We start from the raw sequence: 26972 nt of genomic DNA on the forward strand, positions 1-26972 counted from the left end.
GTGGACCCATGGCCACCATCGAGCTGACCGACGACAACTTCGCCACCCACGTCGAGGACGACGACATCCTGTTCGTCGACTTCTGGGCCTCGTGGTGCGGCCCGTGCCAGCAGTTCGCCCCGACCTACGAGGCTGCCTCGCAGGCCCACCCCGACATCACCTTCGGCTCGATCAACACCGAGGAGCAGCGCGAGATCTCGGCCGCCGCCGGCATCCGCTCCATCCCGACGCTGATGGTCTTCCGCGAGGGCGTGCTGGTCTTCCAGCAGCCCGGCGCGCTGCCGCCGGCGGCGCTCGACCAGGTCATCGCCGGCGTGCGCGGCCTCGACATGGCCCAGGTCCACGCCCAGGTCGCAGCGGCCCAGCAGGCCGAGCAGGGCTGACCGGCCCCCGGGCCCCCGGCGGCTCAGTCGAGACCGCACGCCTCGCGCGCGAAGTCGAGGGCGTGCCGGGCACCCGTGGGGCTCATCCGCAGCAGGACCTCGCCGGCCTCGCCGTCGAGGTGGTAGCGCACCCGGAACGCCGTGGCCCCGCCGCCCTCGATGAAGGCGTGCACGTCGCACCGCGCCGGCTCGAGGGGCAGCGGGATGCGGGTGACGTCGTCGTCGGAGGCGATGCGGACGGCGGGGTCCCAGCGGGGCGGCTCGGAGGTCGACTGGAGCAGGTGGGAGCCCGCGACGCTGTCGATCACGAGCGTGCGACCGGGGCGACCCGACGAGACGACGACCAGCGTCGGCCGACCGACCGGAGGCGCGGCCGTCAGGTCGACCGACACCCCGTCGCTCCAGCGCAGCGTGGCCACCTGGGCGAGGGCGATCTCCTCGCGGCGGTTCTCGACGTAGCGCGCGACCACGTCGGCCTCGTCCTCGACCGGCACCCGCCGGGTGCCGTCGGCGGTGACGACCTCGACGACGCCCCTCGTCGTGTCCTGGCGCGGGTCGGCCAGGGCGCGCCCGCAGTCGGGGCGCGCCGGCAGCAGCAACGAGTAGCCGCGCTCGGAGCGGGCGGGGTCGAGCCGCAGCCGGTCGCCGACCAGCACCCGCGGGAACCGGTCGTCGAGGTAGCGGATCGCCGTCGGCACGAGGTCGCGCACGGTGTCGTTGCGCACCCACACCTGCATCCGGCCCAGCGAGGCGTCGATCGACGACTGCCGCAGGTCGGCGCGGACCCGACCGGTCGGCGGCGGCAGGGGCGTGGGGTCGAGGGTGATGGTGCGGATCTCGCGCGGCCCGGTCGACCCGGCCCCCACGGCGTCACCGGGGCCGGGATGGCGTCGTCGTCCTCGTGGGCGCAGCCGCCGAGGGCGACCAGCAGCGCCAGGAGCAGCAGGGCCCGGACGGCGGGACGACGACGCATCACCGCCCGACTCTACGAACGACGGCCTTTCTTCACCGGCTTGCCGGCCTTGGGCAGCGTCGTGCCCCGGCCGTGGAGCATCGTCATCATCTGCACCAGCTGCTGCTCGTGCTTGGCGGTGCGCTTGAACGACGTCAGCGGCATGACCGGCTTGAAGCGCTGGCGGGCGATGGCCTTGGCGTAGGTGAACTCCTTGAGCCCGTCGGGCCCGTGGATGCGCCCGAAGCCCGAGTCGCCGACACCACCGAAGGGCAGCGAGGGGATCGCGGCGAACGTGATGACCCCGTTGATCGCGGTCATGCCGGAGCGGATCTTGTCGGCGATCTCCATGCCGCGGGCCTGGGAGAAGACCGTCGAGCCCAGGCCGTACGCCGTGGCGTTGGTCCGGCGGATCGCCTCCTCGACGGTGCCGACGCGGGCGATCGTGACGGTCGGCCCGAAGGTCTCCTCGCACACGGCCAGGGAGTCCTCGGGCACGTCGACCAGGATCGTGGGCTGCACGAACCGGTCGCCGACGGCCCCCGACCCACCGACCAGCGCACGGCCGCCGCGGGCCAAAGCGTCGTCGATGTGGGAGCGGATGACGTCCATCTGCTGGGGCATGGTGATCGGGCCCAGGGGGCTGTCGGGCGACTCGTCGGCGCGCAGCGTCTCGGCCTGCTTGACGACGGCGGCGACGAAGGCGTCGTAGACCTTCTCGTGCACGTAGACGCGCTCGACCCCGGTGCAGGTCTGGCCGGCGTTGGCGCAGGCGCCCCACAGCACGGCGTCGGCGGCGGCCTCGACGTCGGCGTCGTGGTCGACGATGACGGCGTCCTTGCCACCGGCCTCGATGACGACCGGGGTGAGGTGCTCGGCGCAGGCGGCCATCACGCGCTTGCCCGTGGCCGTCGAGCCGGTGAAGGCGACCTTGTCGACCCCGGCGTGGCACAAGGCGGCGCCGGTCTCACCGAGGCCGGTGACGACGGTGAAGACCGGGCGGCCGACGGCCTCGCGGAAGGTACGGGCCAGCCACTCGCCCACGCCGGGGGTGTACTCGGAGGGCTTGAAGACCACGGCGTTGCCGGCGGCCAGGGCGTAGGCGATCGAGCCCATCGGCGTGAAGACCGGGTAGTTCCAGGGCCCGATGACGCCGACGACGCCGAGGGGCTTGTACTCGACGCTCGCGGCCTGGTTGGCCATGAGCAGGCCCGAGGGGACCTTGCGGCGCTTGAGCACCTTGCCGGCGTTCTTGGCCGCCCAGTCGAGGTGGTCGATGGCCAGCGACGCCTCGAGCAGCGCGTCGCCGTGGGGCTTGCCGGTCTCCTGGTGCATGAGCTCGGCGAGCTGCGACAGGCGGCGGGTGATCACGCCCTTCCACTTCTGCAGCAGCTCGGCGCGCTCGTCGTGCGACAGGGCCGACCACCAGGCCGCCTCCTGCTGGGCGCGCAGCACCGCGGCCGAGACGTCCTCGGCGGAGTGGACGGGGTGGGTGCCGACGACGTCGCCGTTCATCGGGCTGAGCGAGTCGAAGGTCTGCTGGTCGTGGCGGGTCTGCTCGGTCTGGTCGGTGGTCATCGGGCGCTCCTGATGAGGTCGGCCGCCTTCTCGGCGACCATGATGGTCGGGGCGTTGGTGTTGCCGCGCGGGACGGCCGGCATGACGGAGGCGTCGACGACGCGCAGCCCGTCGAGACCGCGCACGCGCAGGTCGGCGTCGACCACGGCGTCCTCGCCCGAGCCCATCGCGCAGGTCGAGGTCGGGTGGTAGGTCGTCTGGGTGTGGCGGCGGATGTGCTCGATCAGGTCGTCGTCGGACGGCGTCGTGTCGAGCTCGAAGGGCCGGTCGATCATCGCGGAGATCGGCCCCTGCTGGGTGATCTCCATGATCCGCCGGCAGCCGGCGAGCATGGCGTCGAGGTCGGCCTGGTCGTCGAAGTAGGCGGCGTCGATGGCGGGGTGCCAGGTCGGGTCGGCCGAGCGCAGCCGCACCGAGCCGCGGCTGCCGGTGCCGACCAGGGTCGACAGCACCGTGACCATGCGGCTCGAGGGCTCGACCATGCCGTCGCCGTAGAGGCCGGTCGGCAGCACGTGGGCCTGCAGGTCGGGCGCGGGGAGGCCGTCGCGCGAGGACCAGAACCCGCCGGTCTCGGCGACGTTGGAGGTCAGCGGCCCCTTCTTGCGGGTCTTCCACTTCACGAAGTTGCCGAGGGTGTTGAGGTCGGCGAGGTCGGTGGTGTCCTTGGTGTGCCACACCATCGGCGTGAAGGGGTGGTCCTGCATGCCGGAGCCGACACCGGCCAGCTCGACCTTGGCGGTGATGCCGTGCTCGGCCAGGTGGGCGCGGGGCCCGACACCGCTGAGCATCAGCAGCTGCGGGCTGTTGATCGCACCACCGCTGAGCAGCACCTCGCGCCGCGCGTGGACGGTGTGCTCCTGGCCGCTCTGGCGGAAGGTCAGGCCGGTGGCGCGGGCCTGGGCGCCGGTGCCGTCGATCTCGATGCGCGAGGCCAGGGCCCCGGTCGCGACGGTGAGGTTGGGCCGACCCATCGCGGGCTTGAGGTAGGCGTCGTACGTCGACCAGCGACGCCCGCCGTTGCAGGTCACCTGGTAGGGACCGACCCCCTCCTGCTCGGCGCCGTTGAAGTCGTCGTTGCGCTTGAGCCCGCTCGCGACGGCGCTCTCGACCCAGGCACTCGTGAGCTCGTGGTCGTAGCGGCGGTCCTCGACGACCAGCGGCCCGTCGGTGCCGTGGTAGCGACCGCCGAGGCGGGTGTTGCCCTCGGCCTTCTTGAAGTAGGGCAGCACGTCCTCGTAGCCCCAGCCGGTCGCGCCGTACTGGTCGCGCCAGGCGTCGTAGTCGACCGCATTGCCGCGGATGTAGATCATCGCGTTGATCGCCGAGCAGCCGCCCAGCGCCTTCATCCGCGGCCAGCTCGTACGACGCCCGTGCAGCTGCTTCTGCTCGGTCGTCTTGTAGTTCCAGTCCCACTTGGTCTGGACCAGGCCCACGAAGCCGGCGGGGATCATCACCTCGTCGATCTCGGGGGCTCCCCCGGCCTCGACGAGCAGCACGGTGGTGGCGGGGTCCTCGGTCAGCCGGGCGGCGAGCACGGCGCCCGCACTTCCGGCGCCGACGACGACGTAGTCGTAAGTGTCCTGGGTCACGTCAGCGAACTTACTCCGCGGTAAGGCAGGCGTCAGGGTGACGTCTCAAATTGACGGGATCACGGCTGCAGCAGCTGTTTCTGCGCCTGGTTGAGCGGCAGGGCGGCCGCCGCCCGGTCGGCCTGCGCTGCCTCGTCGTGACGGTCGAGCCGTCGCAGCAGGACGGCCCGCGAGGCGTGCCACCACGGGTAGCGCTCGAGCCCCCCGATCGCGTCCATGAGCGCGAGACCGGCGCCCGGGCCGTCGCGGTGCGCGACCGCGGCGGCCCGGTTGAGCCGCACGACCGGGCCGTCGTCGAGGCTCAGCAGCACGTCGTACCAGGACACCACGGCACCCCAGTCGGTCTCGTCGTACGACGGGGCGAGGGCGTGGCAGGCCGCGATCGCCGCCTGCACGACGTAGGTGCGCGGCCGCTCGGGCGAGCGACGCAACGCCTCGCCCACCAGTGCGACGCCCTCGCGGACACAGGCTGCGTCCCAGCGGCTGCGGTCCTGCTCGGCGAGCAGCAGCGGGCGCCCGTCGGGTGCGGACCGCGCCGCGCGGCGGGAGTCCTGGAGCAGCAGCAGCGCCAGCAGTCCCAGTGCGTCGGGGTCGTCGGGCTGGAGCCGGACGAGCAGCCGGGCCAGCCGCAGCGCCTCCTCGACCAGCGCGGGCCGCACGAGCGCGTCACCGCTGCCGGCGGCGTACCCCTCGTTGAAGACCAGGTAGACCGTCGCCAGCACCGCGGCCCAACGCTCGGGCAGCTCGTGGTCGGCGGGCACCCGGTAGGGGATGTGGGCGTCGCGGATCTTCTGCCGCGCTCGCGTCAGCCGCTTGGCCATCGATGCCTCGGTGGTCAGCAGCGCCCGGGCGACCTCGGCGGTGTCGAGCCCGCACAGGGTGCGCAGCGCGAGCGCGACCTGGGTGGTGGGCGCCAGGCTGGGGTGGCAGCAGGTGAACACCAGGCGCAGCAGGTCGTCGTCGAGGCGGGAGTCGTCCCAGGGGTCGCCAGCGCCGGGGGTGTCGTCGGGGGTGTCGTCGTGGGGTTCCACCGCCGCCTCCTCCTTGGGCCGTCGGGCCGCCTCCCGGCGGACCAGGTCGACCGCCCGACGGCGGGCGACCAGGCGCAGCCAGGCCACCGGGTTGTCGGGGACGCCGTCGCGCGGCCACGTCTCGAGCGCGCGCAGGACGGCGTCCTGGACGGCGTCCTCGGCCAGGCCGAGGTCGCCGGTGTGGCGGGCCAGGGTGGCGAGCACGTCGCGCCCCGAGTCACGGACCAGCCGGACCAGGGCGCGACGCGCCTGCGCCTCCTGGGACGAGGGGGCGGTCACCCCATCGGGATGACGGGACGGACCTCGACCGCGCCGTTCCAGGCGGCCGGGATGGCCGCGGCCCGGGCGATCGCCTCGTCGAGGTCGGCGCACTCGAGCAGGAAGAACCCGGTCAGCGCCTCCTTGGTCTCGGCGTACGGGCCGTCGGAGGTGACGACGTCACCCCCCTTCTCGCTCACGCGGACCGTCGTGGCCGTGGCGGTCGGGTAGAGCGCGGCGCCGCCGCGCATGACGGCGGCGGCCGAGGCGCTGAACTCGCCGTACTCCGCCATGACGTCGGCGTGCTCGGGGAGGGTCCAGTCGATGTCGGAGGTGTAGATGACGGCGGCGTACAGAGGCATGTCGTGCTCCTGGGGATCCGAAGGTGTCGGAACGGCGTGATCGCCGAACTCACCCTAGAGACGAACGGTCCGGCCCCGGAAGGACATCGCAGCCACACCTATTTTCCCTGACACCCTCGCCGACCCGTCGCGTCTACGCGACGGGTCGGCGGAGATGTCGATCGACCCGTCGCGTCTACGCGACGGGTCGGCGGGAGACGGGGGTCAGCGGTCGCGGTCGGCGGCGTCGGCGGCGTCCGCGGCCGCGGACTGCTCACGCAACTGGCGCGCCGCGGCCAGGCCGCGGGCCGGGCGGTCGCGACGCTTGGGGTCGCTGGGGTCGTAGAGACCGGCCTGGGCGGCCTTCTCGACGTTCTTGAGGCGCTTGGTCAGGCTGAAGCCGAGGACCACGACGGCCAGGGCGAGCAGGCCGAAGATGGCGAACGCGGTCCAGCCCGCGACGGGGTACTTGTCCTTGTCGGAGATCTCGCCGGCAGCGGTCAGCAGGAGCGGCAACGCGGTCATGCTCATGGGTTCAGTGTCGCACCCGTGCCGTCACCCGGAAGATGACAGGTCGATGCCGGCGAACAGGTCGGTCTCGGGCAGGGGCGACTCGACGTGGCTGGTGACCAGCTCGTAGTCCTCGGTCGGCCACACCGAGACCTGGACCTCGCGCGGGATGGAGAACCAGAAGCCGTCGGGGTCGATCTGCGTGGCGTGGGCCAGCAGCGCCTGGTCGCGCACGCCGAAGTAGGCGCCGCACTCGACCTTGGTGGTGACGCGCTTGTCCCACTCGGGGTCGTGGACCCACTCCGCGAGGCGCTCCTCGTAGGGCGACTCGAGGCCGTGGTCGAGCATCGCCTGGTGCAGCGCGGTGATCTTGGGGTAGCTCCAGCCGTGGTGGTAGTAGAGCTTGAGGACCTGCCAGGGCTCGCCGGCGTCGGGAAACCGGTCGGGGTCGGCGGCGGCCTCGAACGCCGCCACGCTGACCTCGTGGCAGCGGATGTGGTCGGGGTGGGGGTAGCCGCCGCGCTCGTCGTAGGTCGTCATCACGTGGGGGCGGAAGGACCGGATGAAGCGCACCAGCCGCTCGGTCGCCTCCTCGAGCGGGACCAGCGCGAAGCACCCCTCGGGCAGCGGCGGCTTGGGGTCGCCCTCGGGCCAGCCGGAGTCGACGAAGCCGAGCCAGTCCTGACGGACGCCGAGGATGTCGCGGGCCCGCTCCATCTCCTGGCGGCGGATCTCGGTGATGTTGGCCAGCACGTCGGGCCGGTCCATCTTGGGGTTGAGGATCGAGCCACGCTCGCCGCCGGTGCAGGTGACGACGTGGACGTCGACGCCCTCGGCGACGTACTTGGCCGTCGACGCGGCCCCCTTGCTCGACTCGTCGTCGGGGTGGGCGTGGACGTGCATGAGCCGGTGGCCCGCGCGGGGCGCGGCGGCCTGGGGGTCGTGCGGCATGGCCTCATCCTAGGAGCGCCCCGCCCCCCGCCTGGGACTCGGCTCTAGGATCGGGGGGTGACCACGACCGACCCGAGCACCGACCTGGCCGCCCGCTACGGCGCGCCCGCGCCGTGGCGCCGCCGCGCGGTGGTGGTCTCGGCGCTGGTCGTGGTGCTCGCGTTCGCCGGGTGGCTCGGCTGGGCCACGCTCGCGCAGGCCACCCCCGACGTGGCCTCCGGCGACCTGACCTTCGACATCGTCGACGACAGCACCGCGATCGCCCGGTTCACCGTCGACCTGAGCGACGACAGCGTGCGGGCCACCTGCACCGTGCGCGCGTACGCCGAGGACCACACCCTCGTCGGCTCCGCCTCCTTCGCCCCCGACCCCGGCCCCGGCGGGGTCGTGCAGCAGGAGGTCCGCACCGAGCGTCGGGCCACCACCGTCGAGCTCGTCGGGTGCACCGCCCCGGGCCAGAACCGCCCCCGCTGACCGTCCGCCCCGCGGCACCGGCCGGCTTCACCCGTCGGCGCGAGCGCGGTTGTTGGTAGGCTCGCCGTTTCCGGTCGCCCCGCTCCGAGGGCCGCCGCGCGTGACGTCCCGCACCACCATCGAGCAGCACACAGGAGTACCCATGTCCCAGTCGACCGAGCAGAGCGGCACCATCTGGCTGACCGCCGGCGCCCACGAGAAGCTCAAGGCCGAGCTCGAGCACCTCAAGGGCCCCGTGCGCGACGAGATCGTGACCCGCATCAGCGAGGCCCGCGACGAGGGCGACCTCAAGGAGAACGGCGGCTACCACGCCGCCCGCGAGGAGCAGGGCAAGAACGAGGGCAACATCCGCCAGCTCGAGGCCGTGCTGCTCAACGCCGTGTCCGACCAGCCCGCCGACGACGGGGTCGTCTCGGTCGGCAAGGTCGTGACCTACAAGTTCGAGGGCGACAGCGACGACGAGGCCGAGACCTTCCTGCTCGGCGCTCGCGAGAACGAGGACTACGTCGACGTCGACGTCTACTCCCCCCAGGCCCCCCTCGGCGAGGCGCTCCTGGGCGCCAAGAAGGGCGACACCGTCGCCTTCGAGGCGCCGACGGGCAAGACCCTGCAGGTCGTCGTGCTCGACGCCAGGCCCTACACCGACTGAGTCGCCGCCGACTCGCCTCGCCCCGGGCTCAGCGGAAGGTGCGCTCGACCTGCTGCAGCAGGTAGTGGGAGCGCAGCAGCAACGCGGCCGCCTCGACCGAGGCGTCGGGCTCGCCGAACACCGTCCACCCCACGTCGCGCAGGGCCCGGTGGGCGGCGCCGACGCGCTCGTGGACCGACCCGGGCGGCGCACCCGCACAGCCCCGCTGCGCCTGCTGCTCGACCAGGCTGCGCAGCGCGACCAGCGTGGTCGGCAGCCCCGGCGGGGGGCCCGCGGTCTCGTCGGGCCCGTCGTCGACCGGTCGGTCGGGCACCGCCGTGTCGAGCAGCCGGCCGACCAGCGACGAGCGTGCCTCGCCGTCGAAGTGCAGGGCGTCGACCGGGTTGACCTCGCGGTCGGGCCGCACGACGCTCAGCGGGTCGCCGACCCAGGACCCGCGCACGCGGCGTACGCGAGCAACGACCAGCGACCCGGCCGGCACCGACCCGATCGCCTCGACGCGCGCGATCGCGTGCGCGTGCAGTCGCGACCACGGCAGCTCGAGCGTGACCTGGTCACCGGTGTGGTCGAGCAGCGGCCAGAGCAGCGTCTGGCGGGCCGGGTCGAAGGCGGCGGCACCGAGGACGGCGGGACGCAGCACCGCCCAGGCCGCGGACCGGTCGGCCGTGGCCAGCAGGCTGCGGGTGCCCCGGCTGCCCTCGAGGTCGGACCACCGGGCGACGACCGGCAGCACGCCGAGGAGGCCGTCGCTGTCGGTCGGCGTCACCAGGGCCGAGGTCGACTCGGTGCCGGAGATGCGGCCGTCGGCGCTGACCTGGGCGCCGGTGAGCACGAGCCTGCGTCCGGAGGTGGTGGCCGGGGTGGCCAGGCCCTTCCACGGCGCGGGCTGGGTCCAGCGTGACCGCGGGTCGAAGCCGGGCACGTCCTCGGGGCGCGCGTCGCCCCAGGTGTAGACCCGCTGGCGCTCGGGGCTCCAGAACACGCACGTCAGCCCGTGGTAGCCCGACGGCGTGCGCCAAGGCTGGCCGCCGAGGCCGACGAGGTCGAGCGAGCGGACCGCGTCGTAGGAGGTGCGGGCACGACCGACGAGGTGGGCCGGGGCCTCCCCGCGCGCCGCGGCCGCGTCGAGCGCGCAGACCAGGCCGTACGCGAGGGCGACCTCGTCGAGGAGCAGGTGGTCGTCGGCGGAGGCGTCGCGGCCGAGCGCGAGGTCGACCTGGTCGGCCAGCCGGCGCAGGAGCAGGGCGAGCCGGGGGTAGTCGGCGCCCTGGGCCCACGTCGCGGCGGTGGTGAGCCGGTCGAGCGAGGCGTCGGACAGGTGGGAGACCCCGACGCGGACGAGGTCCTCGAGCAGGGCCCGCACCGACGCCCGCAACCGGGCCCGGGAGTCGTCACGGGACAGGCCGCGCTCGGTCGGGGCGCTGCTGCGCGGCGGGGCGGGCGCCTCGAGCACCAGGCCGTGCGCGCGCTGCCAGGCCAGCACCGCGGCGACCTTCCAACGCGCGGGCTGCGACACCGCCTGGTCGAGCACGAGCCCGTCGAGGCCGCCGCCGGCGTAGCGGGCCACGACCTCGGGTCGGCCGAAGGTGATGCGGAGGTAGGCACCCCGGCTGACCCGGGGCGGCTCGTCGCCGGCGACCAGGTCGGCGACGTGCTGGTGGGCCCACCGCATCGCGGGCCGTCCTGCGAAGGCGGTGAGTGCGGCGGCGTCGAGCGCCATCAGCTCGTCGTGCAGGGCCTGACCCGGGTCGGGCCCGGTGTCGGCGGGGTCGGCGGGGTTGGCGTCCAGCGCGGGGTCTGCGCCCGGCGCGAGGTCGACGTGCTGCGTGGCGAGCCAGAGCCCGGCCGCCAGGACGTGCTGGCAGGTCACGGGGCTCGGGCAGTCGCAGGTCGCCTCGGCCGGGCCGCTGAGCGGGAACCGCACCGTCCGCTCCCCCACCACCACCTCGACCGAGACGTCGGTGGTGCCGCCCAGCACCGGTGTCACCGCCTCGAGGTCCTTGCGCGCACGCCGCAGCAGACCGCGGTTGGCCAACGCCACCCACGCGTCGTCGTCGTAGCGCGCGAGCAGCGCGGCGATCGCAGCCCTCGCAGTCAGCGTCGTCACGAGGCACTCACCGCGCTGTCACCCGAGCCAACCACTCGGCGAGCTGGCCCGGCGTCAACGCGGCGATCTCCATGCCGGCGTCGGCCAGCGCCCCGGCCATCTGCTTGTCGTAGTGGGGGTGGGCGGTGCCGTCGAGCGCCGCGAGCCCGATCGTGGTCACCCGGCCCTCGACGAGGCGTCGTACGGCGCTGACCAGGGCCGCGGGCGAGCCGCCCTCGCAGAAGTCGGTCACCAGCACGACCACCGCGCGGTGGGGGTGCTCGATGACCTGCTCCGCGTAGCGCACCGCCTGGGCGATGTCGGTGCCACCGCCGAGCTGCACCGTCATGAGGAGCTCGACGGGGTCGCCGGCGAGCTCGGTGAGGTCGACGACGCTGGTGTCGAAGACCACCAGCTTGAGCCGGTAGGACGGCAGGCCGGCGAGGATGCCCGCCATCACCGCCGAGTGGATGACCGACCCGACCATGCTGCCGGACTGGTCGACGACGAGGACGACCTCCCACGGGATGCGGCGGGTGTTGCGCTCGAAGAACTTCGGCGAGGCGACGACGATCTGCTGGCGCTCGACGTCGAAGTGCTTGAGGTTGGCACGGATGGTGCCGCGCGGGTCGAAGGCCGTCGTGACCGGGATCGGCGAGTGGCGGTGCTGGTGGAGGCGACCGGCGAGCGAGCGGCGTACCTCGGTCTCGAGCCTGCGGCGCAGGTCGTCGACGACGCGTCGCACGACGCGGCGCACCTCGCCGAGGACCCGCGGGTCGAGCTGCCCCTTGAGCGACAGCAGCGTCGCGAGCAGCTCCTGGCTCGGCTCGAGCCGGGCCAGGACCTCGGGATCGCTGACCAGCTCGGTCAGGCCGTAGCGGTCCAGGGCGTGCTTCTCGACGATCTCGACGGTCTCGACCGGGAAGAGCTCGCGAACCTCGCCGAGCCAGTCGACGATGGTGGGCGCCGACGGGTCGAGCGAGCCCGGGCCGAGCGGGGGCTGCCCTGCGCCCTGCTGCCCCTGGCCGTCGGGACGCGAGCCGCGACCGGCGTACTCGCGGCCGTAGAGGTAGTCGAGCGCCTGCTCGCGACGGGCGCCCTCGACGCTCGACGGGGGCGGGAGGCGCTGGTCGGAGTAGCGCCCGAGCACGAGGCGCCAGCGGTCGGTGCTCACCCTGCGTCACCCAGCCCGTCACCCAGCCCGTCACCCAGCCCGTGACCCAGCCAGTCGCCCAGCCCGTCGCCGCGCAGCAGGTCGGCCACGTCGGCCGATGCCGTCAGGTGCGCGGTCACCGCCGCCTCGGCGACACCGCGCTGAAGCAGCGGGCCGAGGCCCTGGGCGCCGCCGGCGAGACCGCGGTGCGCGGCCACGAGGGCGGCGACCCGGTCGGTCTCGCGCGGGGTGAGGGCCGAGAACGCGAGCCGCAGCTCGGGCAGGTGGGCCAGGAAGGTGCGTTCGTCCCAGGCGGCCAGCCGGTCGTCGAGGGCCGGCACGACGCCGGCGTCCTGCCAGACGGCCTCGCGCGCGGTGGCGAGCAGGCCGGACAGGAAGCCCACCGACTCCTCGGGCGGCATGCTGCCGGCGAGGTGGCCGGCGACGTCGCGCGCCAGGTCGGCGTCGGCCAGGCGTCCGGCTGACGACAGCAGCCCGGCGGCCGCGCCGCGCACGAAGGCCGCGGCGTGGGCGACCCTGAGCCGCTCGACGACGGACCAGAAGGGCTCGGCGTCGAGGGCGGCGCCGGCCGGGGACGAGAGCAGCTCGCGCAGCCGGGACAACCCGGACGCGGCCTCGGCCGGTGGGCACTCCTCTCCCCGGAGCTCGCGCGCGAGGAAGAGTGACCGGGCGTAGCCGGCCGCGAGGAGGTCGGGCAGCTCGACGAGCCGGGCAGCCTCGAGCGGCTCCCGGCCCTCGGACAGCAGAGCCAGTCCACCGGTGGCACGGACGGCGTCGGGGAAACCCGGCTCGGCGGCCAAGGCGACTCGGACCACGCCGACGACCCGGCGCACCTCGTGGTGCAGCCCCAGCACCGCCGCGTGGGCGAGCAGCGAGGTCGCCTCCGAGCTGCCCGGGACGCGACCCTCGGCGGTGGCCGAGCCCAGCCGCCGCGCGAACGCCGACGCGACCGCCTCGGGCAGGGTCGACCCCAGGTGGGAGGCCTCGACCAGGGCGCCCTCCGACGCCGGGCTCCACAGGCACTCCCAGCGCTCCTGCATCCGGGCCAGGCCGGTGCCACGGACGAAGTCGGGACCGCCCGCGTGGGTCGCGAACGGCACCGTCAGCAGCCGCAGGCCGTGCAGCACCCGGCTCGTACGACGGTGCGCCGGGCTGCGGTAGAGGTCGAGCGCGACGGTGCTCGGCTCGTGCCCGTCGACCGCGAGCCTGAGGTCGCGCAGGCGTTGCAGGGTGTCGCGCACCAAGGGCGGGGTGCCGGCACCGGGCGGGACGCGGCCGATCCGGTCGCCGGTGAGCACCTGCGCCGTGACCCGTCGGACCAGGGCCCCCTCGATGTCGGCGTCACCCTTGACCAGGCAGCTGGTGACCGCGTCGAGCAGGTCGCTGCGCAGGGGGGCCGGGCGCTGGCGCAGCCGGGCGAGCAGCAGGGCCTGCTGGTGGGCGGCGGCCAGGCTCGGGGTGGCGACCGGGGTGCGATGGCGCACCCGCAGGGCGGCGGCGACGTCGAGCAGCACCTCGAGCACCACTGCGGAGTGCGCCTGCGCGGCGGGGTGGCCTGCCTGGCGGCGTTGGTGGATGCGGCGGTGCCAGGCCGGCGCGGTCATGCCCGAGGCGTAGCCGTTGACCCTCTCGAGGCGGGTCTCGTCGTAGCGGATCAGCGCCGCCCCGGTCTCGGCGTGCGGCACGGGCAGCACCGGACGCGGCGGCGGGTCGGCCAGCAGGTCGGGCAGGGCGACCGCGTGGAAGCCGCCGACCACGACGAGGACCGGCCCGGCGCCGGGCGCGCGGGCGGCGACGGCCTCGCGCACGTGGTGGGCCATCTCGGCCTCGCGGGCATGGGTGGCGTCGCGCTCGAGGTCGGCGGCGGAGTGGTCGCGGCGCGCGAGCAGGCAGTAGGCGGTCATCCGGGCGAGGTGGTCGTCGAGGCCGGCCCCCTCAGCAACCCAGCCAGCAGCCCCGTCAGCGGCCCCGTCGCCGGGGTCGTCGGACTCGAAGAGCAGCTCCCACAGGTCCTCCTGGTCGTGGCACCCGAGTCGGGTCGCCAGCAGCCGCAGGGAGTCGCTGAGCCCGAAGACGCGCTCGTCGAGCAGCGAGCGCTCACCGTCGTCAGCGGCGGCGGACGAGGCCAGGGCCTGCTCGGCGAGCTCGAGGTCGCAGAACCGGACCGGCACCCCGGCCGCGACCCCGAGCCGCACCGCGACCAGCTCGGGCGAGTGGTCGCACATCGGGTAGTAGGCCCCCTGCGCCGCGGGCGCCTTGGCCTGCTGGGCCGGCGTACCCGTGGGCCGTAGCCAGGTGTAGACAGCGAGCGGGTAGGCCGCCTCGTCGTGGCACAGCAGTGGCACCAGGGGGTCGAAGCTGCGCGGCCCCTCGACCAGCACCGCCGACGGCGAGAACCGCGCGAAGGCCGCCGCGACCGCCCGGGCGCAGGCCGGGCTGTGGTGGCGCACCGGGACCACGACGACGTCGTCGCCGACCAGGCGCGCGGCCAGGCGGCGGACGTCGTCGCCGGTGGGGAGGAGGTCGTCGGCCGGCATCAGCGGTCGAGCTCACCCCGGGTCGCGAGGACGCCCTTCCAGCGCTTGTCGGAGCGGGCCCGCGGCTTGACCACGACGTCGAAGTAGTGCTGGAGCTTGGTGCCGTCGTCGGGGTTGTCCTTCAAGACGGTGCCGATGAGCTGGCGCGCGACGTGCTCGCCCCCGACGTCGCCGTCACCGAAGTAGTGGGCGTCGAGCGCGGCGGCGTAGCCGACGGCGACCGCCTCGGCCGAGCTCATGATGGCGGTGGGCTTCTCGACGACGACACCGTCGGCCGTGACGCCCTCGCGCAGGTCGTGGAAGGCCGTGACGAGCAGGTCGACGACGTCGGCGCCGAGGCGGGTCTCGACCTCGGCGCGCTCGAGCAGCGCGCCGGTCTGCTCGCCGATCAGCCGCGCCTCGAGGGCACGGTCGCGGATGGGGCGCACGGTCTCGAAGTTGAAGCGCCGCTTGAGCGCGCTCGACATCTCGTGGACCCCGCGGTCGCGCAGGTTGGCGGTGGCGAGCACGTTGAAACCGCGGGCCGCGAACACGACGGCCTCGGGGCCGGTGAGCTCGGGGACGTGGAGCACTTTGTCGGACAGCAGCCCGATCAGCACGTCCTGGATCTCGGGCTGGACCCGGGTCACCTCCTCGAAGCGACAGATCCGGCCCCCGGTCAGCGCGTCGTACATGGGCCCGCGCACCAGGGCCCGCGGCGAGGGCCCCTCGGCGAGCAGCAGCGCATAGTTCCACGAGTAGGTGATCTGGTCCTGGGTGGTGCCCGAGGACCCCTGCACGGTGCACGTCGAGTCGCCCGACACGGCGGCGGCGAACAGCTCGGACAGCATCGACTTGGCGGTGCCGGGCTCACCGACGAGCAGCAGTCCGCGGTTGCTCATCAGGGTCACGACACAGCGGTCGACCAGGGCGTCGTCGCCGTAGAACTTGCGCGTCACGCCCAGGCGCGGGTCGCCGACGACGAAGGCCCGCACCGCCCGCGGGGTCAGCCGCCAGCCTTCGGGGCGCGGGCCGGTGTCGGCCGCCGCGAGCGCGGCGAGCTCGGCGGCGTACGTCGCCTCGGCCGGCGCCTTCAGGGCCGCGGTGTGCTCGGGCGTGGGTCGGGTCATCGGAACTCCGTCTTGGTGGACCAGTCGGGGTCGTAGCCGGTGCCGCCGGCCGCGAGGTGCCGCAGGTCGCCGACCGCCTCGGAGAGCAGCACCGCGGGCACGTCGCCGAGCGTCACGTCGCTCTCGCGCCCCTGCTCGAGCTCGCGGTGGAAGCTCAGCGCGGTCAGGGCGACGGTGCGGTTCTCCTCGGGCAGGTAGTTGCCGGTGAAGCCGATCTGGGCGACCAGGCCCAGGCTCGGGAACCGCTTGCGGTAGGCGTAGAACCAGCCGGCGTCCTCGGTCTGGCCGCGCGTGTAGCCCGCCTTGAGGGCGCGGCCCCGCAGGCTGTAGGCAGAGAGCAGGTGGCCCTCGAGGTCACGCACCTCGCGCTCGTGGCGACGGTGGTCGGGCAGGTCGTAGGTGCCCTTGCCGAGCTGCTGGAAGAGCGGGTCGACCTCGTAGTCGGCGAGGTGCTCGAGCCAGCGGCGCGAGACGTCGGCGGGCAGCAGGCTGTCGTGGGCCAAGCGGACGCGGTGGCCCGCGTCGAGGACCACCTCGCCGTCGTCGAGGTCGGTGAGGGTGCCGTCGTCGAGGGGCCGGAACGACGCTCCGGTGTCGGTGTCGACCCAGACCAGTCGCCGGGTGGCGGGCCCGACGACGGGGTGGTCGACGAGGTAGCGGCGCCAGTCGTCGGCCGGCCAGTCGCGCGCGGTGCACAGGGCCTCGTAGAGCCGCTGGGCCTGCTGCGCGGCGATCGCCTTGACGTCCTTCTTGGCCGCGGTGAACGCCTTCTTGGCGTCCTTGACCAGGTCGGCGTCGTCGCTCTGGCGGGGCGCCGGCAGGCTCTTGAGCTCCTTGGCGTCGGCGTCCTGGAGCACCACCGTCAGGTCGGGTCGCAGCCGGGCGGTGAAGGCGCGGGGGCCGTAGGACAGCTCGAGGACACCGTCGGCGTCGAAGCCGGCCGTCGGGATGGTGCGGTCGGCGAGCTCGTCGAGGGTCCAGCCCTTGCGCTCGGCGAGCGCCTCGGCCTGCCTGGTCGCCTCCTGCTGAAACGACTTGGTGCGGAAGCGGGAGCCGACCGAGAGCACCAGCTGGGTCGCCGAGGGGTCGTCGACCCAGGCCAGCATCGCGATCAGCGCCTTGCCCTGGGCCGCGCGCTGGCCGTACCACTGCTTGAGGTAGCGCTCGACGGGCGCGACCACCTCGCGCCCCGCGGTGGCGGCGACGACCGCGAGCAGGCCCTTGCTGGCGATCGCGGACCCGGCCGGCTGCTGGGCGAGGCCGGGCAGCAGCGTCGCGGCGATCTCGGCCACCGAGCGGCCGTGGTAGGGCGACTGGGGGTCGTGGGCGTACCACTGCTGGTAGGCCGCGGCGAGCTGGCTGGCCTGCTGCTCGGCCTCGGCGACCGGGATCGGGCGGGTGTCCTCGGCCAGCCAGGCCGCGAGCAGGTGGTGACCGAGCCGGGCGCGGTCGGCCGGCTCGACGAGGTCGGCGTAGCGGCGCAGCAGCGCGTCGGGCTCGGGCGAGCGGGCCTTGACCGCGGTGGCGGCCAGCCACTGCACGACCGCGCGCGGCACCGGGTCGCCGGAATCGGCCCACCGCACCTCGGGCACGGCGTCCCAGGACAGCCACGCCAGCGAGGCGGGCAGTCCGCGCGCGAGGAGCTGGTCGGCCCGGGCGGCGGTGGCGTCGACGTCGAGGTAGTCGGCCACGGGTTGGCCCAGGGCCTCGAGAGCGTCGAGCAGGGCGCCGCGGACCACGTCGTTGCGCTCCTTGGTCCAGGCGGCCTGCAGGGCCGGCAGCGCGGCCGGGTCGGCGATGCGGGCCAGCCACTGGGCCGCGACGACCCGGACCTCGCCCCGCCCGTCACCGAGCGCGGCCGCCGCGCGGGTCGCGCGACCAGGGTCGCGGGCCAGCGCGTCCTGGGCGAGCGGCCGGGTGCTGCGGTGGGTGCCGAGGGCGACGGCGTAGAGGTGGTCGACGACACGGGCCGGGAGCACCGGGAAGGTCGCCAGCGCCGCGAAGAACGCCGCCGGGTCGGTCGACCAGTCGTGGGCCCGGGGCTCGCTCTCCTTCAGGACGGCCTCGAGGTTGCGCGCCAGGAACGGCCAGACGTCGTCGGCCGGCCAGTCGCGCCCGAGGCTCTGCCAACGCTGGGCGTAGGCGGCCCACACCGTGCGGTAGCCGTCGACGCCGACTCCGTCGAGCAGCTGCTGGAGGGTGGCGAGGTCGGGGGCCCCCGTCTCGCGGTGGAGCGCCTCGACCGTCTCGACCAGCTCGTAGGTGTGCGAGGCGTCGTCGGTCAGCACGCCGCAGGCCCGCAGCAGCTGGACCGCAGCGGCCGGCTCCATCCGTGACGCGCGCTCTCGAGCGACGTGGCGATAGGCCATGAGGCCGTCGGGGTCCGGCACCGGGCCCTGCACGGGCTCGGGCGAGGTGAGCAGGTCGACCAGGGTCGTCACGAGGGTGCGGTCGGGGACGCGCTGCGGCTGGGTCGTGCGGTGGCCCCTCAGGGCCGGGTTGTGGGCGAGGCGCTGGGCCAGGTGCTGGTTGCTGATCGTGATGCGCTCGACCAGGTCGCGGTGGATCGCCGCGGCCGCGGCCCGCGCGACCTCGCGGGGCACCGCCCAGTCGACCTCGCCGAGCGCGGGCACGACGAGGTCGTCGGGCTGGGGCGCGACCGCGGCCGCACGCCACGCCTCGACGAGGCCCCGGACGCTGCCGGCCCGGTCGGCCGTGGCCGTGTCGACGACCCACTGACGCGTGGCGTCGTCGTCGGCGCGCTCGTGGAGCACGCCCAGCGCCCGGCCCCGCTCGTCGGGCCTGCCGCCGGTGGCGACCGCGCGCAGGGCCGCGTCGGCCACGCCCGGGTCGAGCCGGTCGAGACGGTCGAGCAGGGGGCCGGCAGCACGGCGTACGTCACGGGCGTTGGCGGCGACCCCCAGCGCGACCACGTCGGCCCACCGCGCGAGCGCGTCGTCGTCGAGCGCGGCGAGCAGGCCCAGTGCCTGCGTACGCCGGTCGGCCGCGCCGCCGCTGGCGGCCGGGGCGACCAGGTCGCGGTGCTCGTCGACCAGGGGGGCGAAGCCGGGCATGCGCGCGAGCGCGGCGCGCACGTCGTGGTCTGCGTAGCGCGCGTAGTCGGTGACCTCGAGGGCGGCCACCAGGAGGTCGGGCGGCGTCGCGCCGTCGAGGGCAAGGGCGTGAGCCAGGTCGTCGAGCGACAGGCCCAGCGGGGACGTCGCGGGCGTGGCCCCGTGGGCGTGCCGCAGGACGAGCTCGGGCCAGTCGAGCCCGGCTACCGGCCCCATGGTGAAGCCCCAACGGTGTCCACCCATCGCCCCGGAGCTCGTCTGGAGGACCCGGCCCCAGCGCTGCAGGGCGGCCGGCCCGGCGGCCACGCACCCGGCGACCACCCGGGCGGCGACCTCGTCGCGGCCGGCACGTTGCTGGGGGGAGCCGAGCAGCTGCGGGACCCAGTAAGGGTTGCTCGGGGGGCGGGTGAGGACCGCGGGGTCTTCACCGGTCATGACGAAGCGCGCCAGGTGCTCGACGTGCGCGCGGTCGAGGCCCTCGAGCGCGGCGACCAGGGCCGCGCGCCAGTCGTCGGGGGCGGCGGTCTCCGCGCGCTCCTTGCCCCGGCGCAAGAACGCCATGTCCGTCTCCTCGAGATCACGGTGAGCGGGTCCGACGAGCCGCCGCGGCAGAGCGTAACCGCGCCCGCCGACAGCCCGGGGCCGATCGGCGGGTCAGCCGCCGAACGCCACCAGGTCACGCCGCAGCTCGGCCAGCAGCACCGGTGGCAGCCGGGACACCGCAACCGGTCCGGCGGGGTCGGTGAGCAGCAACGGCCCGAGCTCGACCTCGGCCGCCCACTCCCCGACCCACCCGTCGCCGCGCACCTCGAGCGTCGCACCGATGCCGCCCGGGAGCAGCCGGTGGTAGGCGACGACGCGACCGCCGTCGCCCACGAGCCGGCTGAAGCCGGCCTTCTCGGCGAGCCGGTGCAGGGCTCCGGCGCTGGTGCGGACGCCGACGGCGTCCGAGAGGCCCATGGCCCCAGGGTCCAGCGGCGGCATCGGGTCGGGCAGCTGGGCGAACGCGACCCGCACCTCGTAGTCGGCCAGGTGCGCGCGCCAGGCCTCGGCGACCTCGTCGTCGAGCAGCACGCCGTGGGCGATGGTGATCCGGGCGTCGCCGCCGAGGTCGGTCAGCTCGACCGGCGCGTCGTCGGCGTCGGTCAGCGTGCCGTCGTCGAGCGGGCGGAACGTGACGTCGCCGACCGCCCACACGATGCCGGTGGCGATCCGGCCCAGCACCGGGTGGCCCGCGACGTCGGCGCGCCAGTCGCCGACCGTCCAGGACCGCTGCACCGCCATCGCCTGCCGCAGCCGGGCGGTCTGGGCCCTGCCGGTGGCCGCCACGGTCTTCTTGGCCGCCGCGAGCGTCGCGCGCGCAGCGGCCACCCGCTCGGCGTCGTCGCTCGCCCGGGCCGGCGGCAGCGACGAGCGCACCCTGCCGTCGTCGCCCACGACGACGACCTTTAGGTCGGGCTGCAGCACCGCGGTGAAGGTGCGCGGGCCGTAGTCGAGGGCCATCCGGCCCGTGGCGTCGAAGCCGGCCGTCGGTGCGCCGCGGTCGCCGACCTGGTCGACGCTCCACCCCCGGCGTACGGCGAGCGCCTCGACCTCCGCGGCGGCCGCCTTGCGGACGGTCGCCGAGCCGGAGGAGTCGGCCGCCTCGACCAGCGCCTGGACGGCGACGGGGCTGTCGGTGCGGGCCAGCAGCGCGACCAGCGCCGCGGCCTGGGTCCCCTGCTGCTTGGCCCGGGTCCGGACGAAGGCGGCCGCCAGGGCGGCGGTCCCCTCCCCCGCGCCGACCGCCACGACGGCGAGCAGTCCCCGCGCCGCGGTCGGCGCGCCGGCCGACAGCCACAGGTGCAGCAGCGCCTCGGCCAGCGCGGTGCGTGCGGCGGGCTCGACCGCCCCGAGCATCGTGCGCACCAGCGCGGGCGGGTCGGCTGCCTTGGCCTTGACCGCCAGCTGCAGCCACGAGCGCACCGTCGCCACGGGCACGTCGCCGCCGCTGTCGCCCCAGGTCAGCCGCGGCAGCACGGCCGGGTCGAGCCACGCGAGGGAGGCGGGCAACGGCTTGGCCGCGGCCTTCTCGGCCGCCGCGTCGAGGGCGTCGCGGTCGAGGTAGTCATGGGCGCGCAGCCCGTGGGCGACGAGCGCGTCGAGCATCGCTCCCAGAGCCGCGTCGTCCTGCTCGCGGCGTACGGCGTCCTCGAGCGCGACCACGACGGACGGGTCGTCGAGGATCGGTACGCCGGCCAACCAGGTCGCCGCGGCCGTGCGCACCCCGGCGCCGCGATGGCCGAGCGCGGCGCAGCACCTCTGCGCGCGCTCGGGGTGCGCAGCCAGCAGGGCCCGAGCCTCGTCGCGGTCGGTGACCCGGGCACCGAGGGCGCGCTCGTAGAGCCAGGAGGCCACGTGGGTCGGCAGCCGGTCGAGGGTCGCCAGCAGCGCGAAGAGCCGCGCACGCTGGTAGCCGTACTGCCCGCTGTCCTGCTCGTGCTGGGTCAGCAGCAGGTCGAGGTTGCGACGGACCCAGGGCGCGACGTCGGCCTCGGGCCAGTCGGCCGCGAGGATCCCGTCATCCCACCGACGAAAGCAGCACGCGTGCGCCAGCAACGCGGGCGCCGCCGGACCGGGCACGTCGAGCCCCGACAGCAGGGCCTCCGCCTCGAGCAGGGTGGGACCGTCACCACGCTCGTGCGTCGCGGTGAGCACCACGGCCACGCGGTCGGCCGGCTCGTCGCGCCAGGACTGGCGGGCCTGCTCGTCGCGCAGCAGCCCGTAGGCGCCGAGCAGCTGCAGCGCCGCCGACGGGGGGAGCCGGCCGAGTCGCTCCAGCAGGTCGTGGTCGAGGCTCGAGTCGGCCACGACCGGACCCAGGTCGACCAGTGGTGGCAGCGGTGCGCCATCAGCCAGGCCCGTCCGGACGGCCGCCGCGTGGTCAGCAGGGAGTGCGGGCACCGGCTGCGGACCGGGGCGATACCTCCGGGCGAAGGCGACCGCCTCCTCGACCTTGGCGCACACCGCCTCCAGGGGCGCCCCGAGCCCCTCGACGGCGTACGACGGCTCCGGCAGCTCCGGCAGCCCCGGCAGCGCAGGGACGCCGTCCTCACCCTCGGCGCTCACCCCTGGACCCGGTAGCCCCGCTCGCGCAGTCGCGCCACCACCAGCGCGGCGTGCGGCTCACCGCGGGTCTCGAGCTGCAGCTGCACGTCGACCTCGTCGAGGTCGAGCGACGGCGAGATGCGCTCGTGGACGACCTCGAGCACGTTGGCGCCGGTCTCACCGACCTCACCGAGCAGCAGCGCGAGACCACCGGGCAGGTCGGGGATGGTGACGTGGAGGTTGAGGTAGCGACCGGCGGCCGCCATGCCGTGCTGGATCACCTTGCCGAGCAGCAGCGGGTCGATGTTGCCGCCGGAGAGCACCGCCACGGCGGGGGTCCGGTACGACGTCGAGCGGGCCAGCAGGGCCGCGACGGCCGCGGCGCCGGCGGGCTCCACGACCATCTTGGCCCGCTCGAGCAGGGCGAGCAGGGCCTGCGACATCGCCTCCTCGGAGACGGTGACGATCTCGTCGACGTGCTCGCGCACGGCGGCGAACGTGAGCTCGCCGGGCAGGCCGACGGCGATGCCGTCGGCGATCGTCTTCATCTGCGTCAACGGCACGGGCGCGCCGGTCTCGAGGGAGCCGGGGTAGGCCGCGGCACCCTTGGCCTGCACGCCGATCACGCTCACCCCGGGCCGCAGCGCCTTGACCGCGACGGCGATGCCCGACAGCAGCCCGCCGCCGCCGGTCGGCACCAGGATGGTCTCGACGTCGGGCACCTGCTCGAGGATCTCCAGCCCGACGGTGCCCTGCCCGGCCATGACATCGACGTGGTCGAAGGGGTGGATGAGCACCGCGCCGGTCTCGTCGGCGAAGCGCCGCGCGCCGGCCAGGGCGTCCTCGAGGTAGCGGCCCTCGAACACCACGTCGGCGCCGTAGCCGCGGGTGGCCTTCTCCTTGGGGATCGGCGCTCCCTCGGGCATGAAGACGGTGGCCCGGATGCCGAGGCGCTGGGCGGCCAGGGCGACGCCCTGGGCGTGGTTGCCGGCCGAGGCGGCCACGACCCCGCGGGCCCGCTCCTGCTCGCTGAGCCGGGAGATGCGCACGTACGCGCCGCGGGCCTTGAACGAGCCGGTGCGCTGGAGGTTCTCGCACTTGAGCCAGACCGGTCCACCGACCACCGAGGACAGCCAGCGCGACTCCTCCATCGGGGTCTCGATGACGACGCCCTGCAGGACCCGGCGGGCCTCCTCGACGTCGGCCAGGGCGAGCCGCTCAGTCGTCGACACGGGAGGCGTCCTCGACCGGCTCCGCGGCGTGAGCCTCGCCGTAGTCCTGCATGAGCTCGTCCTCGGCGTCGGCGTCGGGCCCGGTGAAGCTCGCCAGGTGGGTGACGATCGCGTTGACCACCGCCGTGAGCGGCACCGCGATCAGCGCCCCGGTCACGCCGGCCAGCACGATGCCGGTGGCGATCGCGATGATGACGCCGAGCGGGTGGATGGAGACCCAGCGGCCCATGAGGAACGGCTGCAGCACGTGGGACTCGATCTGCTGCACCAGCACGATCACGCCGAGCATGATCAACGCGATGACCGGGCCCTTGGCGACCAGGGCGACCAGCACGGCGACGCCCCCGGCGACGAAGGCACCGACGAGCGGGACGAACGCACCGAGGAAGACGAGCACCCCGATTGGGAAGACGAAGGGCACACCCAGGATCGCTGCCCCGACCATGACCCCGGCCGCGTCGGTGCCGGCGACGATCACCGTGGCGCGCACGAACTGGGTCAGCGAGGTCCAGGCGACGCGTCCGGAGCTGTCGATACGGGCCCGGGCGGCGCGCGGCGACAGCCTTACGAGCCAGGACCAGATGCGGTTGCCGTCGGAGAGGAAGAAGTAGGTGGCGAACAGGACGATGAACAGCCCGGCGAAGACGTGGCTGAGCGTGGCGCCCACCTCGGTCACGCGCCCGGCGAGGTTGCCCTCCTCGACCTGCTTGCGCAGCCCGTCCTGCGCGGTGGCGATGTAGTCGTTGATCTGGGAGTCGCTCGCCTGGAGCGGACCGTCCTTGAGCCACGTCCGGATCTCGCCGAGCCCGTCGGCGGTGGAGCTGGCGAGGTCGTCGGCGCCCGCCGCGATCTGCTGGCCCGCCAGCGTCAGCAGCCCGACGATGGCGGCCAGCGTGACGAGCACGGTGAGCAGCGACGCCGGCCCGCGCGGCAGGCCCACCAGCATCAGGCCGCGCACCACGGGGCTCACCAGGGCCGCGATGAGCAGCGCGATGGCCAGCGGCACCGTGACCTCGCGCAGCGTGTCGAGCGCCAGCACGATGAGGTAGCCGGCCGCCACGATCACCAGGAAGCGCCAGGCCCACGCCGCGGCGAGGTCGACGCTCCAGGGCACCCGGGCCGGGCTGAAGTTGGAGGTACCGGCCGACCCCACCGGGTCGGGGTCGCGCTCGGAGCGGCGCTCGTCGCGCATCTGCGCCCACTGCGCGGTGATCCGGGCGAGCACGCGGTCCTCGCGCTCGCGCTCGCGCGAGTCCTCGGCGTGCTCGGCCGCCGACTTGTGACGGCGCCCGATCCGGCGCCGCTCGTGCTCGTCGGTGCCCCCGTCGGTGACCTCGTCGGTGCTCTCGTGGGCGACGGGCGGCTCGGTGTCGAGCTGGGGCGCCCGGGGCTCGGGTGGGGGGTTCACCCGCTCACCCTAAGCAGCGAGCGCGCCAACCGGCAGGCCACGTCGGGGTGTGCCGCCGCGAGCAGGCCGACCGCGGCGAGCACGTAGTCGGCGTCGACGACGACCCGCGGCCGCTCGGGCAGCTGCCAGCCCCCCTCGACGTCGGCCCCGAGGCTGCCCGAGAGCACCCGCGCGGCCACGCCCGGGCGGCCGTGACGCAGTACGCCGCCGGAGGCCACGACCAGCCCCACCTCGCGCAGGTCGGTGCCGGTGCGCTCGACGACTCGTCCCTCGGGCCCGACCACGACGCGCGAGCGCCCGGCGTGGCGGCGCAGCGCGAGACCCACCGCGAGCGCGGCGATGGCCTCGTCGTCGTCGAGGTCGCCCTCGCTCTGCGGCAGGTACGACGGGAGCGCGGCCCGGGCCCGCGCCGCCGGCCCGAGGTCGGCCCGGTCCCCCGCCTCGACGGTCGTCACGGCCGACCACCGCATCCCGAGGTCGCCCTCGACGGTGCGGGTGACGGCGGTCGGCGCGACCACGTCGCGGGCCAGGCCGGAGTCCTCCGGGTCGAGCTCGACGACCGAGTGCACGTCGGTGGTCGCGCCGCCGACGTCGACGACCACGACGTCCTGGCCGTGCTCGCGGGCGAGCACCTCGACGCCGGTGAGGACCACGTCGGGGGTGGCGCCCCGCACCAGGGACACGAAGGTCGTGCCCCCGTCGCGGGCGCTGAGCTGCTTGCCGCCGATGACGTGGGCCAGGAACACCTCGCGGATCGCGGCCCGCGCGCCCTGGGGCTGCAGCACGCCGATGCGCGGCACGACGTTGTCGGCCACCACGACCGGCAGCCCGGCGAGCACGGCCGCGACCTCGGCCGCGGCGTCGGTGTTGCCCGCGACGACGACCGGCCCGCGCCAGCCCGCGGCGACCAGGCCACGGGCGGCGTCGAGGATGACCTCGGCGTTGCCGCCGTCGGTGCCGCCTGTCAGCAGCACCACGTCGGGCTCGGCCAGGTCGTCGAGGTCGAAGCCCCCGGCCGCGGCGGCCACCACCGAGACGACCTTGCCGCCGCTGGACAGCGCGACCCGGCGTCCGGCCTCGGCGGTGACCAGCTCCTCGTTGCCGACGACGGCGATCCGCAGGCCGCCGCCGGCGCTCGAGCAGGCCAGGACGGGCACGCCCTCGGAGCCCAGCGCCGCGACGCAGGCGTCGACGCCGTCGAGCACGTCGGTGTCGATCGTGGTGCGGTGCTCGGCGTGGCCGGCGACGGTGGCCGAGGTGAGGTCGACGAGGGTGGCCTTGGTGAAGGTGGAGCCGACGTCGACGCAGACGACCTGTGGGTGACCCAGCGGGTGGTCAGGATCAGCCGAGGGCACGATCGAGGTCCGCGAGCAGGTCGTCGACGGTCTCGATGCCGACCGAGAGCCGCACCAGGTCGGCCGGGACCTCCAGGGCGGTGCCGGCCACGCTGGCGTGGGTCATCCGACCGGGGTGCTCGATCAGCGACTCGACCCCGCCCAGCGACTCGCCGAGGGTGAAGACCCGGGCGCGCTCGCACACGGCCAGGGCCTGCTGCTCGCCGCCGGCGACCCGGAAGGCGACCATGCCGCCGTACCGCTTCATCTGGCGGGAGGCGACGGCGTGGCCGGGGTGGTCGGGCAGACCGGGGTAGACGACCTCGACGACGCCGGGGTGGCGGGTCAGGAAGTCGACGACCTTCTCGGCGTTGTCGCAGTGACGGTCCATCCGGACCCCCAGGGTCTTCAGGCCGCGGTGGGTCAGGAAGCAGTCGAACGGACCGGGCACGGCACCGATCGCGTTCTGGTGGAAGGTGAGCTTGTCGGCCAGCTCGAGGTCGCGCACGACGAGCGCGCCGCCGACCACGTCGGAGTGGCCCCCGACGTACTTGGTCGTGGAGTGCACCACGACGTCGGCGCCCAGGGTCAGCGGCTGCTGGAGGTAGGGCGAGGCGAAGGTGTTGTCGACGACCAGCAGGGCGCCGGCCTCGTGGGCGACGGCGGCGAGGGCCTCGATGTCGCCGACGTTGAGCAGCGGGTTGGTCGGCGTCTCCAGCCACACGAGCTTGGTCTGACCCGGGCGGATGGCGGCACGCACGGCGTCGACGTCGGTGACCGGGGCCGGGGTGTGCTCGACGCCCCAGGACTGCTCGACCTTGTCGAAGAGCCGGAAGGTGCCGCCGTAGGCGTCGTCGGGCAGGACGACGTGGTCACCGGGTCGGCACGTCGAGCGCACCAGGGTGTCCTCGGCGGCGAGCCCCGAGGCGAACGCGAAGGCGCGCTCGCCCTCCTCGACGGCCGCGAGGGCACCCTCGAGGGCGGTGCGGGTGGGGTTGGCCGAGCGGCTGTACTCGTAGCCGCCGCGCAGCCCGCCGACGCCGTCCTGCTTGTAGGTCGAGGTCGCGTAGATCGGGGGGATCACCGCGCCCGTGGTGGGGTCGGGCTCGTAGCCGGCGTGGATCGCACGCGTCTCGAACCCGGCCTTCTGGGACATCTCCTGCTCGCTCACCGGTCGAGACTATCCGCGCCCGCCCCCGACGGCGTGAACGCCGT

The 26972-nt window shown here is 74.7% G+C and carries 20 protein-coding genes; 3 read left to right on the plus strand and 17 right to left on the minus strand.

The features are described 5' to 3' along the window. The first annotated feature begins 8 nt into the window (after positions 1 to 8). A complete protein-coding gene (locus FZC61_RS11350; protein WP_148614276.1) occupies positions 9 to 383 on the plus strand; it encodes a thioredoxin family protein in 375 nt (124 codons plus the stop codon). A 23-nt stretch (positions 384 to 406) separates the two neighbouring features. On the opposite strand, the gene FZC61_RS11355 is transcribed toward FZC61_RS11350, so the two are convergent. From FZC61_RS11355 to mca, 7 genes are all read right to left on the minus strand, one after another. Beyond that, a complete protein-coding gene (locus FZC61_RS11355; RefSeq protein WP_148614277.1) occupies positions 407 to 1249 on the minus strand; it encodes a hypothetical protein in 843 nt (280 codons plus the stop codon). Between the two features lie 119 nt (positions 1250 to 1368). After that, on the minus strand, positions 1369 to 2913 hold the full coding sequence (locus FZC61_RS11360) for an aldehyde dehydrogenase family protein (protein ID WP_148614278.1): 1545 nt from the start codon (positions 2911 to 2913) through the stop codon (positions 1369 to 1371). Then, positions 2910 to 4502, minus strand: a complete 1593-nt coding sequence (locus FZC61_RS11365; protein ID WP_148614279.1) for a GMC family oxidoreductase — start codon at positions 4500 to 4502, stop codon at positions 2910 to 2912. The genes FZC61_RS11360 and FZC61_RS11365 overlap by 4 nt, the downstream gene beginning before the upstream one ends. Positions 4503 to 4561: 59 nt before the next feature. Next, on the minus strand, positions 4562 to 5812 hold the full coding sequence (locus tag FZC61_RS11370; RefSeq protein ID WP_246142636.1) for an RNA polymerase sigma factor: 1251 nt from the start codon (positions 5810 to 5812) through the stop codon (positions 4562 to 4564). Next, positions 5809 to 6153 (minus strand): YciI family protein, encoded by a 345-nt coding sequence (locus tag FZC61_RS11375; protein WP_148614280.1) that lies wholly within the window; start codon positions 6151 to 6153, stop codon positions 5809 to 5811. The genes FZC61_RS11370 and FZC61_RS11375 overlap by 4 nt, the downstream gene beginning before the upstream one ends. Positions 6154 to 6357: 204 nt before the next feature. Continuing rightward, positions 6358 to 6663, minus strand: coding sequence for a hypothetical protein (locus FZC61_RS11380; RefSeq protein WP_148614281.1), 306 nt, complete (start codon positions 6661 to 6663; stop codon positions 6358 to 6360). A gap of 24 nt (positions 6664 to 6687) precedes the next feature. Continuing rightward, positions 6688 to 7593, minus strand: coding sequence for a mycothiol conjugate amidase Mca (gene mca, locus FZC61_RS11385; protein ID WP_148614282.1), 906 nt, complete (start codon positions 7591 to 7593; stop codon positions 6688 to 6690). Positions 7594 to 7650: 57 nt separating this feature from the next. On the opposite strand from mca, the gene FZC61_RS11390 reads away from it, so the two are divergent. Both FZC61_RS11390 and greA read left to right on the plus strand, forming a co-directional pair. Next, positions 7651 to 8067: a DUF4307 domain-containing protein gene (locus FZC61_RS11390; RefSeq protein WP_148614283.1), complete on the plus strand. Its 417-nt coding sequence runs from the start codon at positions 7651 to 7653 to the stop codon at positions 8065 to 8067. Positions 8068 to 8209: 142 nt separating this feature from the next. Beyond that, positions 8210 to 8716 carry a transcription elongation factor GreA gene (greA, locus tag FZC61_RS11395; RefSeq protein WP_148614284.1) on the plus strand — a complete coding sequence of 169 codons (507 nt, stop codon included), beginning with the start codon at positions 8210 to 8212 and terminating at the stop codon, positions 8714 to 8716. A 28-nt stretch (positions 8717 to 8744) separates the two neighbouring features. Here the strand turns inward: greA and FZC61_RS11400 are convergent, their stop codons facing one another. The 10 genes from FZC61_RS11400 to FZC61_RS11445 all read right to left on the minus strand — a co-directional run bounded on the left by FZC61_RS11400 (position 8745) and on the right by FZC61_RS11445 (position 26913). Then, on the minus strand, positions 8745 to 10823 hold the full coding sequence (locus FZC61_RS11400; protein WP_148614285.1) for a hypothetical protein: 2079 nt from the start codon (positions 10821 to 10823) through the stop codon (positions 8745 to 8747). A gap of 7 nt (positions 10824 to 10830) precedes the next feature. Beyond that, positions 10831 to 11976, minus strand: a complete 1146-nt coding sequence (locus FZC61_RS11405) for a VWA domain-containing protein (RefSeq protein ID WP_148614286.1) — start codon at positions 11974 to 11976, stop codon at positions 10831 to 10833. After that, positions 11973 to 14513, minus strand: a complete 2541-nt coding sequence (locus FZC61_RS11410) for a DUF5682 family protein (RefSeq protein ID WP_148614287.1) — start codon at positions 14511 to 14513, stop codon at positions 11973 to 11975. Before FZC61_RS11410 ends, FZC61_RS11405 begins: the two co-directional genes overlap by 4 nt. Continuing rightward, positions 14513 to 15622, minus strand: coding sequence for an ATP-binding protein (locus tag FZC61_RS11415; protein WP_148614288.1), 1110 nt, complete (start codon positions 15620 to 15622; stop codon positions 14513 to 14515). The genes FZC61_RS11410 and FZC61_RS11415 overlap by 1 nt, the downstream gene beginning before the upstream one ends. Continuing rightward, complete coding sequence (locus FZC61_RS11420; RefSeq protein ID WP_148614289.1) at positions 15619 to 19257, minus strand: DUF4132 domain-containing protein; 3639 nt, start codon at positions 19255 to 19257, stop codon at positions 15619 to 15621. Before FZC61_RS11420 ends, FZC61_RS11415 begins: the two co-directional genes overlap by 4 nt. 93 nt (positions 19258 to 19350) lie before the next feature. Beyond that, a complete protein-coding gene (locus tag FZC61_RS11425; protein ID WP_148614290.1) occupies positions 19351 to 21804 on the minus strand; it encodes a DUF4132 domain-containing protein in 2454 nt (817 codons plus the stop codon). Next, the gene (gene ilvA, locus FZC61_RS11430; RefSeq protein WP_148614291.1) at positions 21801 to 23015 is read right to left on the minus strand and encodes a threonine ammonia-lyase; all 1215 of its coding nucleotides are present in this window, start codon (positions 23013 to 23015) and stop codon (positions 21801 to 21803) included. Before ilvA ends, FZC61_RS11425 begins: the two co-directional genes overlap by 4 nt. Continuing rightward, complete coding sequence (locus FZC61_RS11435; RefSeq protein ID WP_246142637.1) at positions 23002 to 24423, minus strand: AI-2E family transporter; 1422 nt, start codon at positions 24421 to 24423, stop codon at positions 23002 to 23004. Before FZC61_RS11435 ends, ilvA begins: the two co-directional genes overlap by 14 nt. After that, positions 24420 to 25778: a glutamate mutase L gene (locus tag FZC61_RS11440; protein ID WP_246142638.1), complete on the minus strand. Its 1359-nt coding sequence runs from the start codon at positions 25776 to 25778 to the stop codon at positions 24420 to 24422. The genes FZC61_RS11435 and FZC61_RS11440 overlap by 4 nt, the downstream gene beginning before the upstream one ends. Beyond that, positions 25765 to 26913, minus strand: a complete 1149-nt coding sequence (locus FZC61_RS11445) for a cystathionine gamma-synthase (RefSeq protein ID WP_148614430.1) — start codon at positions 26911 to 26913, stop codon at positions 25765 to 25767. The genes FZC61_RS11440 and FZC61_RS11445 overlap by 14 nt, the downstream gene beginning before the upstream one ends. Positions 26914 to 26972 lie beyond the last annotated feature (59 nt).

This window comes from Nocardioides rubriscoriae, assembly GCF_008087085.1.
GTDB classification, from domain to species: Bacteria; Actinomycetota; Actinomycetes; order Propionibacteriales; family Nocardioidaceae; genus Nocardioides; species Nocardioides rubriscoriae.

Bases quoted from the DNA above. Each gene is read 5' to 3' on its own strand.
- FZC61_RS11350 (WP_148614276.1), top strand. From the start codon at position 9: ATGGCCACCATCGAGCTGACCGACGACAACTTCGCCACCCACGTCGAG.
- FZC61_RS11360 (WP_148614278.1), bottom strand. From the start codon at position 2,913: ATGACCACCGACCAGACCGAGCAGACCCGCCACGACCAGCAGACCTTC.
- FZC61_RS11375 (WP_148614280.1), bottom strand. From the start codon at position 6,153: ATGCCTCTGTACGCCGCCGTCATCTACACCTCCGACATCGACTGGACC.
- FZC61_RS11380 (WP_148614281.1), bottom strand. From the start codon at position 6,663: ATGAGCATGACCGCGTTGCCGCTCCTGCTGACCGCTGCCGGCGAGATC.
- mca (WP_148614282.1), bottom strand. From the start codon at position 7,593: ATGCCGCACGACCCCCAGGCCGCCGCGCCCCGCGCGGGCCACCGGCTC.
- greA (WP_148614284.1), top strand. From the start codon at position 8,210: ATGTCCCAGTCGACCGAGCAGAGCGGCACCATCTGGCTGACCGCCGGC.
- FZC61_RS11410 (WP_148614287.1), bottom strand. From the start codon at position 14,513: ATGCCGGCCGACGACCTCCTCCCCACCGGCGACGACGTCCGCCGCCTG.
- FZC61_RS11415 (WP_148614288.1), bottom strand. From the start codon at position 15,622: ATGACCCGACCCACGCCCGAGCACACCGCGGCCCTGAAGGCGCCGGCC.
- FZC61_RS11420 (WP_148614289.1), bottom strand. From the start codon at position 19,257: ATGGCGTTCTTGCGCCGGGGCAAGGAGCGCGCGGAGACCGCCGCCCCC.
- FZC61_RS11445 (WP_148614430.1), bottom strand. From the start codon at position 26,913: ATGTCCCAGAAGGCCGGGTTCGAGACGCGTGCGATCCACGCCGGCTAC.